The organism is uncultured Nostoc sp. (assembly GCF_964247315.1).
GTDB lineage: Bacteria > Cyanobacteriota > Cyanobacteriia > Cyanobacteriales > Nostocaceae > Nostoc.
This window is the reverse complement of record NZ_CAXTTT010000063.1, coordinates 1-18,350: the sequence shown is the minus strand read 5'-3', so window position 1 is coordinate 18,350 and position 18,350 is coordinate 1. Positions and strand designations below refer to the sequence as shown.

The 18,350-nt window shown below is 41.3% G+C and carries 3 protein-coding genes and 1 pseudogene; all 4 read right to left on the bottom strand.

The window, feature by feature from the left end; translation table 11 throughout:
• Positions 1-6: 6 nt before the first annotated feature.
• The gene (locus ACFE93_RS19110) at positions 7-3,102 is read right to left on the bottom strand and encodes a thioester reductase domain-containing protein (RefSeq protein ID WP_375475185.1); all 3,096 of its coding nucleotides are present in this window, start codon (positions 3,100-3,102) and stop codon (positions 7-9) included.
• Positions 3,103-3,222: 120 nt separating this feature from the next.
• Positions 3,223-6,444, bottom strand: a complete 3,222-nt coding sequence (locus ACFE93_RS19105) for an amino acid adenylation domain-containing protein (RefSeq protein WP_375475183.1) — start codon at positions 6,442-6,444, stop codon at positions 3,223-3,225.
• A 39-nt stretch (positions 6,445-6,483) separates the two neighbouring features.
• Positions 6,484-14,313 carry an amino acid adenylation domain-containing protein gene (locus tag ACFE93_RS19100; RefSeq protein ID WP_375475181.1) on the bottom strand — a complete coding sequence of 2,610 codons (7,830 nt, stop codon included), beginning with the start codon at positions 14,311-14,313 and terminating at the stop codon, positions 6,484-6,486.
• A 162-nt stretch (positions 14,314-14,475) separates the two neighbouring features.
• Positions 14,476-18,300 (bottom strand): annotated as a pseudogene (locus ACFE93_RS19095) (amino acid adenylation domain-containing protein); the annotation flags it as partial.
• Positions 18,301-18,350 lie beyond the last annotated feature (50 nt).

Here is an 18,350-nt window from a genome sequence, read left to right as displayed (position 1 = left end):
TTCTACTTAACTCTGCGTTGGCGTCAAATTTGAGAAAATGTACTCATCGTGACTTTTTTGAGCGCTATCTTTAATGGGTGGTGCTACTAAAAAATCGTTTTTAATGAGGTATGAGAAGTAAATATTTAGCAATTGATCGTCGATAGTAGGACAAGTAATGGATGTATTTTTTAAACCATCGAGTGTATTTTGAAAGTCAAATTTTAAAACTGCTGAATCAGAGGTTGGTGCTTGGGAATTATTGTTTCTACCAGGAAGCAGAGAAACTAGAGGATATAAAGCGTGTTCTGGAGAATTTTGTGCAATGTTTAACAGTTGAGTGTGCCATTGTTCGTAAGGGATTTGTTGAATCGGATAGCCAAGCGATCGCAACTTCTCGAAAAACAGGTTTGTGGAAACTGGTTGAGGATGAGTCAAGTGAAAGGTTTTACCCCAAGAGTTTTGCTGTTTCGATAGATGAATAATAGCTTTGCTTGCATAATCTACAGGAATAATATCCTGTATCAACTCAACATCGGGAATACTGCCGAGTTGGACGCAACCGATAATCAATCTATACAAAAAGTCATTGACATTAAAGACACCCGTTAGGCTGTGTCCTGATATGCGTCCGAGTCTATAAATACAAACCGGAAGTCCGCGATCGCGTGCAGCGCTGACTAATTTTTCTGCTACCCATTTACTCTGGCTGTAGCCCCCGAATGGGACTTGACCATTATCAATATTATCCTGTTCTCGAACTACTCTTACTCTAGAATCACCAACTCCTGAGAACACGCTGGTAGCAGAAATCAAATGAACTGGCTTCACTTTCGTTTGGCACGCCAATCTCAATACTTCTTGAGTTCCCAGGACATTGGTGGCTTTGAGTAACGAGTAAGGAGAAGCGTGATGAACCCACGCCCCATTATGATAGATAACATCAATTGTATCAGCAAGCTCGTGAAATTGTGACTCAGAAAGTCCCAAAAGTGGTTGTGATAAATCTCCAATAACTGGAATAATCCTGCTACTAAAACTTTCCTCCCAAAGTAGATAGGATTCAAGGCAGTTTTGCAGCTTGTTCTGAGCTAATTCAGTACTGTTGGCACGAATTAGGCAATAAACATCGGTTGATGTTTGTTGCAGGAGTTCGTAAAGTAAAAAGGCTCCGACAAAACCTGTCGCTCCGGTTAATAATATACAACTGGGTTCAACAGTCGGCTGGGTGAGTAATTTAGGGTGAATGGAAGAGTCTAAAACAGCGTCAGCATTGAGTAACGCTAACGTTTCGCTGCCATTAGACTTATTGCTCAGAAACTCCAGAATTTCTGCTTTGCGATCGGAAAGTTGAGTTTTTAAAGTTGGTGTCAGCGCTCCTTTAGGAGCATTACAGCGCAGGCGCTCCCCATCCACCCAAAGCTTGATATTAAGACGGCTAAGTTTAGCTAAAAACTCATCAATGGTTTGAGTAACTTTCTTTTCGTTTAAGCGTTCGTTATAATTTGTAGGGAATTTTACATCGGGTACTTGTTTGGGATTTTTTTCTAATAAAATTTCTTTTTTACCTAATAGCCGTTCGCTAAAAATATTGCGATTTATACACGCTTCTACTAACTTATTTGACTCAATAATAGGACGAGATTCTTCAGTATATTGAATTGATGTGATATAGCTCAGCCAAGGTTCTTGTCCCATTGCATAAACATAAACCTGTTGCGGATTAAATTGACTGACAAGTTCAAATGCTCTGTCAGCATTTGAACCATCTAATCTCCGAGTTGCACCCATCTTTCTGGGTATTGATTTTGTGAGTAAGGAGCCATAGGCCCAGCTAAAGGGCGCTCCATCGCATTCCATCCCGATAAAAATTACATCAATATCTCCAAATACTTTTTGAATTTTTTCATAAAGTTTAGGCTCAATATTATTAGAATCTGCTAAACAAAGAATAGATTGTCCTTTTAATTGAATCAGATAAGCGGCTTTGGCGCTAATGTTTAAATCCCCATGTTCGCCTAAAAAAGGTAAGGCAACAATCTGTCCTTCATTAATGTCTATCGCTTCCAGGCTGTCAATTTCTATAACATTGGCAAAGCCAATTGTTTTTAAGATTAATTTCATAGAAGGATCGAGTAAAACCCCACTGTTACTCTTCGGCACCACTAAATGCTTGATTTTATGTCGCAACTGCAACAATGTTTCAAACATACAGTGGTCTTGATGATTGTGGGTAATCAGCGCGTAGTCAATCGTTTCCGGTAAATCGGCATAGGTGTAGCGGGGGATGCCCTCTTGGTGCTGATAGCTGATTAATGGGTCTAATAAAATATTGATGTCTTTAGTTTCAATTAAGACACAAGCATGACCGAAGTAACGAATTCTGACTGAATCACCGCTATACTTTGGCTCTTTCTGAGGAGGTTCTTCGGTGAAGAACGATGAAAATAATGCCTCATTTTCCTCAGCTATCCCCAACAGATTTTTGATTTGAGTATAGGGTTGAGGAATATCCCTCATTTGAAAGAGGCGATCGAGTCTGGAGTCGTTGAAGGGAAAATTTAAATGTAAATAACGCTCATCTTTTAAACGAGGCGTACTGAGGACAAAGGAACGTTCATCCTCGTGACCTAAATATAAAGCAACAGTTTGGGATGCAGGATTATAGTATTGACTTTTATAGAGAAGTCCTTCAATAAAGCGAATAGAAGGATGGTTGTTTGAGTCATAAACTAATTCTATATATCCTTTTAAGGCTTCAGGAACGTTTTGATAAAGAGGTTCTAAGGAATATCCCTTGGCTTCTTCAGTTAGCATCGTGTCTAGCTGTGCGATCGCTTGACTGAGTTGCACCAGATGTACTTCTTCTTCTTTCGTTTTTTCTAACAAAGCTTTTATTTGATGAACTCGGTCAACCTCATAGTTGATAAAGGGAGCGCCCATCATAGCTGGATTTTTCAGTGCTGACTGATGAACCTGTGGAGCATCAACAAACGACTGCATAATTTTGAGATGCGATTCAGTAATATACCGAGCCGCTGTTGCTGGGAAGATGAGGTATGACCAGGCATACCATTGATTAAATAATGGCTCTACGATAACGTTGGGTTTGAGATAAGGCATAATTCGTAATTCGTAATTCGTAATTAAGATGTACTGTACAAAATTTCATAAATTCGTAGCGAATCAAAACTCAGCCTCCCTTTGCGCTTACTCTGCGTTTAAAAACACAACTCTACCTCCTCATATTTCAATTTCCTCTCTTTCCTCAATCATCTCCAAAGGAAGAGACGAAAGCTTCTCCAAAGTCTGCATTTTCTCGATGCGTTCAGCTAAACCTGTTACGGTAGGCGCTTCAAATAGGTCAACAACCGTCACCTCTACCTCAAACGTTTTGAGCAACTGAGCAACCAGTTGAGTTGCCAGCAACGAATGTCCTCCCAACTCAAAGAAATTGTCATGAACACCCACCTGCTCAACCTCCAGCACTTTGGCAAAAATGTCAGCCAAAATTTGCTCTGTAGGGGTGCGAGGAGCGACAAACGCTGATTCTAATTCTGGTCGAGCCGTATCTGGTATAGGCAGAGCAAAACGGTCTACTTTGCCGTTAGGATTGAGTGGTAGGGCATCGAGCGTTATGAACGCCGCAGGTATCATGTAATTGGGTAATTTTTCTGCAATAAAGCGGCGTAAATCGCCAATTGTCGGGTTATTTTCCGGATCGGGGACGATATAAGCGACGAGCCGTTTATCTCCTGGTTGATCTTCACAGACGATGACTATGCTTTCTCGCACTCCTGGGTGTTGGGTTAACAGTGCTTCAATCTCTCCCGGTTCAATCCGAAAGCCGCGAATTTTAACCTGATGGTCAAGGCGACCAAAAAGCTTAATATGACCGTCACTCAGGTAGCAAGCTAAATCCCCAGTTTTATAGAGACGGCTTCCTGGTTCATCACTAAAAGGATTAGGGATGAATGTCTCGGCAGTTTTTTCTGGATGGTTGAGGTAGCCCCGCGCCAGACCGACTCCACTAATGTGCAGTTCTCCTGGCACACCGATGGGAACAGGTTGAAGATGTTGGTCTAGGATGTAAAGCTGTTTGTTGGCGGCGGGACGCACGGTAGGTAAAGATTGACCACCGTTGCTGCATTCTACCATACTCGCGTTGACTGTTGTTTCGGTCGGCCCGTAGGCATTGATGAACAGTCGCCCTTTTGACCATTGCGCGATCAGTTCTGGAGAAGGGGCTTCTCCTCCCACTAAAACCATTTGCAAGGCAGGTAATTCGGCAGTGGGCAGAACCGCTAGCGCTGAGGGGGGGAGCGTAATATGGGTAATGGCTTGTCCGCGTAAAATCTGCATCAAGGCGGAGCCAGGAAGCAAATCTTCCGGTGTTCCCAGATGCAGGGCTGCACCAGAACCCAGAGCCATAACTAATTCTGGAATGGAGGCATCAAAGCTCAAGGAGAAGAATTGGAGAATGCGGCTGTCAGGTTGAACTTTACACGTCCGAATTTTGTCTTTCGTTAGGTTGCCCAATCCTTGATGAGTAACCAAAACTCCTTTCGGTGTCCCTGTAGACCCAGAGGTATAGATGAGGTAAGCCAAGTTTTCGACGATAGCACCACTATTGAGGTTCTGCTCGCTCTCCTGTGCAATAGTTGCCCAATCGGTATCTAGACAGACGGCTTTGGCGGTATGTTGGGGTAGTTCTGTGACTAATTTCTGTGTTGTCAGAAGTATGGGTACTTGTGAATCTGACAGCATGAAGGCAAGGCGCTCTGACGGGTAAGTTGGGTCTAGGGGGAGATAAGCGCCACCCGCTTTGAGAATGGCTAATACTCCGATGATCATAGAGAGCGATCGCTCTACACAAATCCCAACTAATACCTCTGGTTTCACGCCCAGTTTTTGTAGATGGTGTGATAATTGATTGGCGCGTTGGTTGAGTTCTCGGTAAGTTAGTTGTTCATCCTTGAAGACAACTGCAACAGCATCAGACGATCGCTCCACTTGGGCTTCAAATAATTGATGGAAGCACCGATCATTGGGATACTCAATCTGCGTGTCATTCCACTCCCTCAACAGATGAATTTCTGATTTACTCAGCAAGGGTAATTCACCCACAGCTTGTTGGGGATTTTCCGCGCTCGCTGAGAAAATAGTTTGCAGATTCCCTAACAGCCGCCCAATCGTATCTTCTTCAAAACGAACAGCATCGTAAATAATCTTAACGAACAACTCATTACTAGGCGTTACAGCTACAGTCAGTGGATAGTTATTGCGGTCAAAAGCCTCTATCTCACCTAGCTGTAGCGAACTACCTTCATCTAACAAAGAACTATCAACTGGATAATTCTCAAACACCACAATACTCTCAAACAAAAGTCTTCTCCCAGGGAGTTCGCTCTTGGCTTGAATGTCAACAAGGGCAGTGTAAGAGTAATCCTGTAATTCCAACATTAACTGTTGTATTTGTCTCAGCCAAGGTATTAGTTGCTGCTGGGGGAGGATTTGCAGACGTAATGGTAAGGTGTTGGTAAACAATCCCACCATATTTTCCACCCCAGAAAAACTACCAGGACGACCTGAAACAGTCACACCAAATACTACATCTTTTTCACCACTATAACGACTTAATAGTAATGCCCAAGCAGCTTGTACCATAGTCGATAAAGTCACATGATGTTGTTGTACTATATCTTGTAACTTTCGGCTCACCTGAGCAGACAAACGTAATTCAAGTTCCTTGTGATGGTAAGAGTCTTGCTGCTGATTTTGATACTGAAACTTATCTACTATTAGGGGAGTGGGGGCGCTAAAACCTTGCAAAGTTTGTCGCCAAAACTCAATGGCAACTTCCTTATCTTGAGAATTCAGCCAAGCAATATAATCACGGTAGGGACGTGGTGTTTGCAAATAACAAGTTTCACCTCTCACGTCAGCCTCATAGAAACTTAAAACTTCTTTAAAAATAATTGGTAAACTCCATCCATCCATGAGGATTTGATGAAAATTCAAGATAAACTGGTAAGTATCTTCATTTAGTTTAATTAACGTACATCCCATCAAGGGTGCTTGATTGAATTGAAACCCTTGCTCTCTTTGTTTTAGCACTAACTCTGATAATTGCTGTTGTTGCTCTGTTGAAGATAATCCTCGCCAATCAAGATTATTCCAAGGGAATTTAACCTGCTTGAGTACTATTTGTAATGGAGTTGGGCGATTTTGCCAAACAAATAATGTACGTAAAATTGAATGTCTATCTACAATTTTTTGCCAAGCAGATTCAAAAGCAGTAGTAGAAATATTACCTTTTAAACTTAAGACGATCTGACCAAAATACACTCCACTTTCAGGAGCATAAAGACTGTGGAACAGTACTCCTTGTTGCATCGAAGAAAGTGGATAAATTGATTCAATATTTTTAGTTTTGCTCGAAGTTTTTATTTGTAAGTTGCTCATCGCTCTTTCTTTTTTTAACTGTATTTTTTCAGCTTTATACTATTCATGCAAAATTTCTAATAACTCCTCAAGTTCTAATTGATTCAATTGTGCATCGGGAAAATCCGAAGGTGTATATCCAAAAGCATCTTGTGATTGACAATGTTTTATTATTGACCTAATTGTTTGAATATAGTTCTGTGCCAAATTCTCCACTGTAGCTTGAGTATGAACATTACTACTGTAAGTCCAATTAATTTGTAATTCACCTTCTATCACCAGAGCATTAATATCCAATAGATGGTCACGAGTTTGCTTTGAACTCTGGTTAGCTCCAGTGGATTCAGATGCAAACTTCCAACCATTTTGGGATTTTACTTGGTCAAATTGTCCCAGATAGTTAAAACTAATTTTTGGAGTAGCAATTGTCTGTAGTTGTTGATTAACACTAATATCTTTACATAAGTAACGCAAAATACCATAGCCAATACCACGACTGGGAATCGCTCGTAATTGTTCTTTAATTGACTTAATAACCGATGATGGTTGATTTAAGTCCGGTAGTTGCAATAATACTGGAAACAAAGTGGTAAACCAACCCACCGTCCGCGATAAGTCTACATCTTCAAATAATTCTTCTCTGCCATGTCCCTCTAAGTCAATTACTACCGTTGAATTTCCCGCCCATTGTGCCAATGAAAGTATTAATGCACTTAGTAACATATCGTTAATTTGTGTGTTATAAGCTTCGTTTACTGTCCCCAAGAAAGTTTGGGTTTCTTCTACACTTAATTTCACTGACACAGAAGCAGCACTATCAACTGTATTTTCTTGTTGAGCGTGAGCATAATCTAATGGTAGTGGTGTTATTTTAGACCAAGGTTGGTTTAACCAATAGTCTAACTCTTGTTTGATAATTTCTGATTGTGCATAGTTGTTTAATTTTTCTGCCCAATCAATAAATGCTGTTGTTTTAGCATTTAGTTGTATCGGTTGTTGAACGATGAGTTGTTGATAAATTGTTTCTAGGTCTGATAATAAAATTCGCCAACTTACACCATCGACTGCTAGGTGATGAATAATAATTAATAAACGTGCATCCCTTTCGCTAGCCAAGTAAAACATCACCACTTGCATTATCGGTCCTGTTGACAGGTTTAAACTGGCTTGAAATTCTGTGGCAATTTTTGATAAGGCTTGTGGTTGTGAGAGTCTGGGAGTTGATGATAAATCTACTACGGAAAATGGTACATTATTCTCTTTGTCATAGTTTATTTGTTTGTACTCAGATGCTTGCGATCTAAATCGTAAACGCAGAGCATCGTGATGCTCTAATAATTTCTCTACAGCTTTTTCAAGCAATTCAGGTTTTATATCCTTGGGTAGATGTAATAAAACTGATTGGTTAAAATGATGTGACTCTTGTCGATTTTGTGCAAAAAACCAATGTTGAATTGGTGTTAGTGGTGCAACTCCAGTAACTATAACTTGTTGAGCACTTACACTAATTGTTGTATTGGCAACTCTGGCTAGTTCGGCGATAGTTTGATTTTGGAATATTTGTCTGGTAGTGATTTGTATTCCTGAGTTTTTGGCACGAGAAACTACTTGAATGCTAAGGATGGAATCACCACCTATTTCAAAGAAGTTGTCGTGGATGCTGACTTTTTCTTTGAAAAGCAGTTCTTGCCAAATATTGGTTAAGGTTTGTTCTATGGCTGTACGTGGTGCTACGTATTCATGTTCTCGGGTAATTTCTCCATTTGGTGTTGGTAGGGCTTTTCTGTCAACCTTACCATTAGGTGTTAGTGGTAGTGCTTCAAGGATGACAAAAGTTGCTGGCACCATGTAGTTTGGCAACTTTGACTCCAAGAAACCGCGTAGTTCAGAAATTGCGAGTGTTTCTTCTTTTTGAGGAACTACATAAGCCACTATTTGTTGAGAATCTGCTTCTGAACAATGAACTGTAACTACAGTTTCTCGTACTGCTGGGTATTGACTGATTACTGCCTCAATTTCTTCCAACTCAATGCGGAAACCACGTATCTTAACTTGGTTATCAATGCGACCTAAGTATTCAATGTCTCCATTCGCTAGATAGTGTGCTAAGTCTCCTGTTTTGTACAGACGGGCTGCTGCTTCGTTGCTAAAGGGATTGGGGATAAATTTTTCTGCGGTCAAATCAGGACGGTTTAAGTAACCTCTACCTACTCCCACGCCACCAATATAAACTTCACCTGCTACACCAAAAGCAACAGGATTGAGATACTTATCAAGTAGATAAATTTGGATATTTGCTATTGGTCGCCCAATAGGAACTGTTTTCTGGTTGGTAAAACTATCTTGACACTGCCAAAAAGTGACATCTACAGCAGCTTCAGTAGGACCGTAAAGATTATACAATTGAGTATCAAGTCGATTAAAGAAGCTCTGTTGTAGTTGGACTTGTAACGCTTCACCACTGGCTATGACTCTTACCAAAGACTGGCATTTTTCTAATCCTTCTGCTTCTAGGAATACTTGCAGCATTGATGGGACAAAATGTAAGGTCGTAATCTGCTGCTTTAGAATTAAATTAACTATATAGTTGGGATCTCTATGACCTTCTGGTTGAGCTACTACTAAGCGCGCACCCGTCATCAACGTCCAGAAAAATTCCCAGACTGATACATCGAAACTGAAGGGCGTTTTCTGTAAAACACTGTCTGCTGCTGTTAACTGGTAGGTATCTTGCATCCACAATAAGCGATTGCAGATTCCCTGATGAGTGTTCATTGCACCTTTTGGTCTTCCTGTAGAACCGGAGGTGTAAATGACGTAAGCAAGGCTTTCGACTGTAATGTTGTACCCAGGATTTTCTGTGTTTTCATCAGCGATTAATTGCCAGTCGCTATCGATGCAAATTACTTGAGCTTGATCAGTGGGTAAATTTTCTACTAAGTTTTGTTGTGTTAACAATACGCCTGGTCGAGAGTCTTCCAACATATAAGCCAAGCGTTCTTTGGGATAGCTAGGATCTAGTGGTACATAAGCACCACCTGCTTTGAGGATGGCTAATAACCCGATGACCATATTTAAGGATCGCTCTACACAAATCCCCACCAATACTTCTGGTTTTACTCCCAATGAATGCAAGTAATGCGCTAGTTGATTTGCTCTGGTGTTGAGTTCACAGTAGGTCAACTGTTCATCTTCAAATACGACTGCTACTGCATCAGGTGTGCGTTCTACTTGAGCCTCAAACAGTTGGTGGATGTACTGATCAATTGGATAATTAGTCTGGGTATTATTCCACTCTATCAGCAACTGATGTCGTTCTTGTACACAAAGAAGTTCTTGCAACTCGTAGTGTTCTTGGGGGGTGCTCGCTATTGCTTGGAGAGTTCTAGCATAATATCCACTAATGCTCTTGATTTGCTCTAAGCTAAACTCAGAAACTTTGTAATTAAGTGATAATTTTACCAGAAAAGAGGTTGGGTCTTGGCTGAAGTTAACCATTAGAGGAAAGTTTGTTTCTTCATAAAACTTTCCTCCTAGCGATTGTAAATTTTTATCTACTAGCGCTGCCTGGTAAATATGAAAATGAGTGAAATTAAATATAGTCTCGAACAGAGGCTGACCACCCAAGCTCCTCTGTATTGCCGCCAGTGGATATCGACGATGTAGCAGCAATTCCCGCTCTACCTCAAACACCTCTTTCACCAAGTTTACCCAAGTGCCTCCAGACAATTTGAGACGAAATGGCACGGTATTGAGGAAAAGTCCAAGGACTCGCTCTCCATCCTTATGTTCCGGGCGTCCATTGGTAACCATACCCGTGAGTACGTCTGACTGTCCGCACAGCAGGCTTAACACCCGTAGATGTGCTGCAAGCAGAACACTTTTGAATGGAATTCCTGTAGACTTAGCTAACTGTTGCAACCCTTGAGAAGTTTCAGCAGATATTGGCACTTCTTGTACACCAACTTGCCCGACTTTAGCCTCCAGAGGGGAAAAATGCCAACGAGGCAACATAGTTATAGTTCTATCATGCAATTTTTCCATCCAATAGTGCTGAGACTCCTCAGAGACGATCATCTGTCGTTCCAAAGCTATAAAGTCCCGAAACAGGCTTAAAAGTGGTGGTTCGAGAAAATCAGTCTTTTCACCCAAGAGGGAGAAATAGTGCCCAAACAACTCAGTCAACATTGAAGCTACACTCCACCCATCCAGAATTGCATGGTGGAAGCTCACAGTCAAATAAAATGTCTCCTCAGTGCAGCGATGAACAAAAAAGCGGAGCAAGGGAGGTATACTCCAATCAAACTGTCGTCTTTTTTCGTCATCCAGCCAGGCATTTAGGGCATCCTCCAATTCGGAAGTTGAGAGATGGTGCCAATCCTCTACTTGCAATAGAATATCAATGTTTTGATGAACCAGTTGCAATGGCTCACTAAAGTCGGTTAGCTGGAACGAAGTACGCAGTACAGCATGACGATTTACCAAAAGTTCTATAGCTGTTTGCAAAACCTGAATGTCGAGAAGAGCTTGGAGGTGGTAGCTAAAAACATCATGATATGTTGTTCCCTCAGGACTATACTTGCTATGGAAAACCATTCCCATTTGGAGGATAGAAAGAGGATAGGCATCTTCTATATCACCGGGTAACCTCTGTTTGTCTTCTTGAGATATGAGACTGAATGGTTGAGTTTCTTCCGTTTTTATAATCTCCGATTCTACCGTTTTTATTGCCTCTAACAGCTGATAAATAGTTTGATATTGGAACACCTGCTGGATTGAAAAGCTTAAACCTTTTTCTTTAGCTAGGGACTGTACTCGAATGCTACGGATGGAATCTCCACCTAATGAAAAGAAGTTGTCGTGGATACCGACCTGTTCAAGACCGAGAACCTCAGCCCAGATTTGAGCTAGTGTTTTTTCTTCTTTTGTGCGAGGTGCGACAAAAACTTCTTCTAATTCAGGTCGCGCATTGTCAGGAGCCGGTAATGCTCTGCGGTCAATCTTTCCGTTCGATGTTAGTGGTAGTGCCTCTAGAATTACAAAAGCTGCTGGCACCATGTAACTTGGCAACTTTGACTCCAGAAAGCCGCGTAATTCAGGAACTGCCAGTGTTTGTTCTTTTTGAGGAACTACATAGGTGACTATTCGTTTAGAATTTTCTGAATCATCGCTGACTATAACTACAGTTTCTCGTACTGCTGGGTATTGGCTAATTACTGCCTCTATTTCTCCCAGTTCAATCCTGAAACCACGTACCTTGACTTGGTGGTCAATACGACCTAAATATTCAATGTCTCCATTCGGTAAATATCGGGCTAAATCACCGGATTTATAAAGACGCGCATTTGCTTTATCACTAAAGGGATTAGGAATAAATCTAACAGGTGTTAGTTCTGGTCGGTTTAAATAACCTCTGACCACGCCAGCACCACCAATGTACATTTCACCTGGTATTCCGATGGGTACTGGCTGCCCATATCTATCTAGTAAGTAAACTTGTAAGTCACCAATTGGACGACCAATTAAACTAGCTGATGCTACTTCTAAGTCTGCCATTTTTAGCGGACGATATGTCACATGCACAGTTGTTTCCGTAATCCCATACATATTGATTAACTGTGGTGACTGGTCGCCATGACGCTCAAACCAACGTCCTAAACTCTCAATTTGCAACGCTTCTCCACCGAAAATAACTTTTCGCAGGCTTAAGTTGTTAATATTGTCCAGCGATTCCTCTACCTGTATCAGTTGACGGAAAGCAGAAGGTGTCTGGTTAAGTACAGTCACTTGCTGTGTTAACAACAATTGATAAAACTCTTCAGGTGAACGACTCAGCCAATACGGTACTACTACTAATTTTCCACCATACAGCAATGCCCCCCAGATTTCCCAAACAGAAAAATCAAAAGCTATAGAGTGGAATAGTGAAAAGACATCCTGTTGATTAAAGTTATACCAAGATTCAGTTGCTGCTAACAAACGAACAACATTGCTGTGATTGACTAAGACACCTTTGGGTTGACCTGTTGAACCAGAGGTGTAGATGATATAAGCTAGGTTGTCAGTTGTACAATCATTAATTAGATTGTGTGAGGTTTGTTGAGCTACGCTTTCCCAATCTGTATCTAGACAAACAACCCTAGTCTCATGTTGTGGTAAATTCTCTATCAGGTGCTGCTGTGTTAGTAGTACTGATACAGCAGCATCTTGCAATATGAAGGCTAAACGTTCTGGTGGATATGTTGAGTCTAATGGTACGTATGCACCGCCTGATTTGAAGATGGCTAATAGTCCGATGACCATAGAGAGCGATCGCTCTACACAAATCCCTACCAATACCTCTGGTTTTACTCCCAATGAACGCAAGTAATACGCCAATTGATTTGCTCTAGCGTTCAGTTCCCAATAAGTTAGCTGTTCATCTTCAAACACCACTGCTACTGCATCGGGTGTACGTTCTACTTGTGCTTCAAATAACTTATGAATGCATTGCTGTTGAGGATAATCAACTTCTGTATTATTCCACTCCAGCAATAACTGATGTCGTTCAATTTCTGTTAAGAGCGACAATTCACAAAGCCGCTGCTGTGGATTAGTAACCATACCCTCTAGCAAAGTCTGCAAATGTCTTAGCATTCGGGTGATGATATCGAAGCGATCGCTATCATCGTAAGTAATCTTGAACAGTAACTCCTCACCTGGATTCACAGTTAGAGTCACAGGATAGTTAGTTCTTGCAAAGCTATAAAAACTCTCTATCTCAAAATCTATATCCGGCTCTTGCACGGAAGGATCTACAGGATAATTCTCAAAAACTAATATATTATCGAACAGAGCGAAACCTTTAGGAACTTCACTCCATCCCTGGACTTTTACTAAGGGACTATATTCGTATTGACGGGCTTCAACTAATTGAGTTTGAATTTTTTGCAGCCAAGGTAAAAGAAATTCTTTGGGCGAGACTTTGACTCTAACTGGTAGTGTATTAATAAACAGTCCTACCATCGACTCGGCTTTAGCTAAGGTTGGGGGACGACCAGAAGCTACTGCCCCGAAAACTACATCTTCTTGACCACTGTAGCAGCTTAACAGCAAAGCCCAAGCTCCTTGTAGCAGAGTATTTAGCGTCAGTTGATGCTGCTGTGCTACGGATTGCAATGCTGCGGTTGTGACTGCTGAAAGTTGAATTTTCTGTTCGGTATAGTCATCTTCTGGAGTCAGTGATTTTCTAGCTCCTCGATCTGCCCACAGCCATGTTGGAGTCGTAAAATCTTTGAGTGTCTCTCGCCAGAAAGTCTCAGCCACAGATAGGTTTTGTTGTTGAAGCCAGACAATGTAATCCCGATAAGAGCGAATAGGTTCTAGATATACGTCTTCACCTTTGCTGAAAGCTTTGTAACAAGCAAGAACTTCCTTAAAGATTAGGGCAACAGACCACCCATCTACTAACAGATGATGATGACTCCAGGTAAAGTTATAGTATGTATCTGAAAGTTGAACCAGTGTGAAGCGCATCAATGGTGGTTGCGTCAGTTCAAAACCACTAGAGCGATCGCTTTCCAAGAAAACCTCTAACTTTTGTTGTTGTTCATCTGGAGACAGATGCTGCCAATTATACTCCTGCCACGGTAGAGTTACCTGTCGATGCACAACTTGTACTGGTTCTTTTAAGCCTTCCCAAACAAAGCAGGTTCGCAGAATTGAATGGCGCTCTACAATATGTTGCCATGCGCTATGGAACGCTGTAATGTTGAGTTTTCCGTAGAGAGTCCAGCTATATTGTTCAAAATAGTTGCCAGATTTGGGGGCTGCAAGACTATGGTAGAGAATGCCCTGCTGCATCGGCGAGAGGGGATAAAAATTTTCAATATTTTTGTTTTTTACCGTCATATCAAATATCTCCTGTAGCTGCTGTAATGGCATCAAGAACGCTACTTAGAATTCATGTTGAGATTTTCTTTTTGCTTCAATAAAAATCTGTTTTGGTGATATTTCTTGTTCATTAAATTTCATATTTAAATCCTTTTTAAAAGCGAAAGAAAAATGATCAGGTCAAATATTTCCGATGACAGATGTAATGGCATCAAGATCGGATTGCTCCCATTGGCTTTGCTGAAACTCAGCGAAATCGGAGGGTGTAAAACTTCCTGCATCAGAAGATTGGCAATGAGTAATCAGCACTCGCAATTCCTCAATAAAGCTTTGAGCAAGAGTTTCAATCGTGGATTGCCGATGTAACTGATTACTATAAGTCCAGTTTACTTGCAGGTGTCCTTGAGAAATACCGCCGTTAACTTCCAGCAAGCAAGTTAATTTATTTTGCAAACTATGGTTAGGACCGGTCGATTCGGTAGCAAAGCCAAATAAAGATGATTCCGGTAAAACTTGGTCAAACTGTCCTAGATAATTAAAAACCACTTCCGCTTTTGGCAAACCACTGAATCGTTGGCTAATTTCCATATCTCCATTGAGATAGCGCAACACTCCATAACCAATACCTCGATTTGGAATCGCCCTAAGCTGCTCTTTAATTGATTTGAGGGCTTTTCCTGGCGAGTCGAAAGCACTGTCAAGACTTAGATGTACCGGGAAGATAGTTGTGAACCAACCCACAGTCCTCGATAAATCTATATCCTCGAATAGTTCTTCTCGACCATGCCCTTCTAAGTTAATTAGTAATGAAGTTTCTCCTGTCCATTGGCTAAATGTTTGCACAAGTGCAGTTAATAATACATCATTAATTTGCGTGTGATACACTGCTGGCACTTGTTGCAATAAAACTTGAGTTTCTTCTTGAGTTAGCGATACAGTCAAAGTACAAGCTGATTCTTCTAGATTGTTCCCATAGCTAAAATCTATGGGTATAGGCTTAACAGGTTGCTGCTCTATTGTCAACCAGTATTCTAGCTCCGAACGCAATGCAGACGATTGTGCATACTCTTGTAGATAACTAGACCACTGCTGGAGAGAAGTTGTTTTTGGTGGCAGTTGTAGTGCTTTGTTTTGACAAAGTTGCTGGTAAGCTGTTTGAAAATCTTCTATTAAAATTCGCCAAGAAACTCCATCAACAACTAAGTGATGAATCACCCAAAGCAAGCGACTTGGTTGATTTGCACCGAGGTCAAAAATAGCAACTCTAAATAATGGTCCTTGTGTCAAGTTCAAGCTGGCTTGTAGCTGAGCCGACATTGCTTCCATCTGTGCTACTTGTTTTTCTTTCGATAATTCTGACAAATCTAAATAGGTTAAGGGCACTCGATTATCGGGACTGACTATTACTGCCTGAAAACCAAATTCTTCTTTTATAAATCGCGAACGCAGCGCATCATGATGCTTTTGTAAATTTTCTACTACCTTTTCTAAAGCTACAGGGTTGATGCGCTGTTTGACTTCTAGCATTACCGCTTGATTCCAGTGGTGTGGTTCTGGTTGCTCTTGTTCAAAAAACCAGTGCTCAATAGGTGTTAACTCTAGTGAACCAGTGATTAGGTTTTGTTCTGCTGAAATTTTCTGAGTTGTGCCAGCGACATCTGCCAGTTTAGCTATGGTTTGGTGTTGAAATAATTGCTTAGGAGTTAGGTGCAGCCCCGCAAGGTTTGCTTTGGATATTATTTGAAGACTGAGGATAGAATCCCCTCCTAATTCAAAAAAGTTGTCGTTTATACCTACTTTTTCTAAACCTAGTACCTGTGTCCAGATAACAGCCAATTGTTTTTCAACAGTTGTCTGAGGTGCGATGAAAGCTTTTTCTAGTTCTGGACGTACAGTGTCAGGTGCAGGTAGCGCATTGCGATCCACTTTCCCATTAGGTGTCAGTGGCAGTGCTGCAAGCTGCAAGAATACCGCAGGTATCATGTATTCAGGCAACTTCTCTTTCAGGAAGTGGCGTAGTTCACTGACAGACAGTGTAAGTTGTTGCTCCCCAACTACATAAGCTACAAGCCTCCTGTCACCGTGAACATTCTCATGAGCAACAACAACAGTTTCCCTAATTTGGGGATGTTGACTCAATACAGCTTCAATCTCTTGCAGTTCAATACGGAAACCCCGGATTTTAACTTGGTTGTCGATGCGTCCTAAATACTCGATATTCCCATCAGGTAGATAACGTGCTAAATCCCCAGTTTGATAGAGACATTTGGAATTAGAGGATTGGTCTTCTCTATCCCCCCTGCTCCCCCGGAAGGGATTTGGTATAAATTTCTGTGCCGTCAGTTCCGGCCGATTAAGGTAGCCCCGTGCCACACCCAAACCTCCGATGTAGAGTTCTCCTGGAACACCTACTGGAACGGGTTGTAAATAAGAGTCAAGTATATAAGTTTGAATATTTGGAATTGCTTTTCCAATTGGTAACTTACGGTCAGCTATTGCTTGCGATAAGTCGCAGATAGTTGCGACGATAGTCGTTTCTGTAGGACCATAACTATTAATAAGGCGCACTTGTTGTGAATTTACTTGCTGCCGCCAAGTTTGTAGAAGCTCTGGTAAAGCTCTTTCGCCCCCAATGATTACCAATCGCAGTGTTTTGGGTAATACCAAATTAGCTGCTGTTAGTTGATGCCAAAAAGCGGTAGGTAAATCAAGTATAGTCAGTCCCAGTTCTAGGGATTGTTGCAGAAACGTTAGTATAGAACTCAACATCTCTTCAGTACGCAACACCAGAGTTGCGCCTTGCACGAGACAGGGAAATATTTCTTCGGCAGCAGCATCAAAACTGATTGAAGCAAATTGTAAGATGCGATCCCTTGCTTTGATCTCATATTCTAAACAAGCAGCTACAGTATAGTTTACCAATGAGCAATGTTGAATCATCACGCCCTTGGGTGTGCCAGTAGAACCAGATGTGTAAATCAGGTAAGCTAAATTTTCAGTTGTAGTTTGATTAACAGGGTTTTCCTGACTTTCTTGGTTAATAAATGTCCAGTCTGTATCCAGACAAACAACTTGAGACTGATGTTCGGGGATTTGCTCAAGTAGTGGCTGCTGAGTCAACAAAACTGATAGTTGAGCATCCTGCAACATATAAGCCAAGCGTTGTTTGGGATAATTGGGGTCAAGAGGCAGATATGCACCACCAGCTTTGAGAATGCCTAATAGCCCAATAACCATCTCTAAGGAGCGTTCTACACAAATCCCTACCAACACTTCTGGTTTTACTCCCAGCGAACGCAAATAGTGTGCTAATTGATTGGCTCTATTATTTAGTTCCCAATAAGTCAGCTGTTGATCTTCAAACACTACAGCTACAGCATCAGGCGTGCGTTCTACCTGCGCCTCGAACAACTGATGAATACATTGCTCTTTGGTAGTAGTAGGATACTCAACTTCTGTATAATTCCACTGTTTGAGTAATTGCTGCTCAACTTCCGTTAACAATGGCAATTGTGACAGACGCTGTTGTGGATTATCTACAATTGCTTCAAGTAAAGTCTGGAAATGTCCAGCCATTCTTTGAATAGTACTCGCCTCAAATAAGTCAGTATTGTATTCTATAGTTCCATCTAACCCCGACTTTGTTTCTGTGATTTGTAGGGTTAAATCAAACTGGGCAGTAGCACTCTCACTTTCTACAGAACTTAAAGTTAAACCCGGCAATTCTAAAGCAGACATTGGTGCATTCTGAAGTACAAACATCACTTGAAATAGCGGTGTATGGCTTAAATAACGCTCGACTTGCAGTTGCTCAACTAACAACTCAAAAGGCAAATCTTGATGAGCATAAGCTCCTAATGCAACTTCCCGCACTTGTTTGAGTAGCTGTTCAAACTTGGGATTTCCTGCGAAGTTGGTTCTCAGTACCAATGTATTGATAAAAAATCCAATTAACCCTTCGATTTCTGCTCGGTTGCGATTAGCGATGGGTGAACCTACTATAACCCGAATTTCTCACAAACTCAGAAAAAAGCGGAGGTTAAAACTGGTAAAAT